This window comes from Chitinophaga sp. GbtcB8, assembly GCF_019091455.1.
Taxonomy (GTDB): Bacteria; Bacteroidota; Bacteroidia; order Chitinophagales; family Chitinophagaceae; genus Chitinophaga.
Window position 1 is genome coordinate 1 of record NZ_JAGXJN010000122.1, and the last position, 302, is coordinate 302.

1 pseudogene is annotated in these 302 nt (G+C 50.7%); it reads left to right on the forward strand.

The window, feature by feature from the left end:
- Positions 1-302: pseudogene (locus KVT36_RS31635) on the forward strand (xylosidase); the annotation flags it as partial.

Sequence of the window (302 nt, forward strand, 5' to 3'; positions counted from 1 at the left end):
CACAAAGCTGAGCTTCCGCACCTTTCCTACCAATAACCTTTCCCGTTATGTGTGCGTAGTCCTTATTATGACAGACGGAACTACCCTGCGCGACATTGGCGCTACTGACCAAAACGGTACTCCCATGCACCCGGGCGCAGGGCACGGTACGGTAAATACCTGGCAGCGCATTTTGTGTAACATAGGCACCTGGCTAAATGGCAAAACCATTGCCCGCATTATGGTAGCCTATGATCATGGCGCAGATCCCGGGAGCTCCAAAACCTATATAGATGTTATTGTGAACAGCGATACAGCTTCAG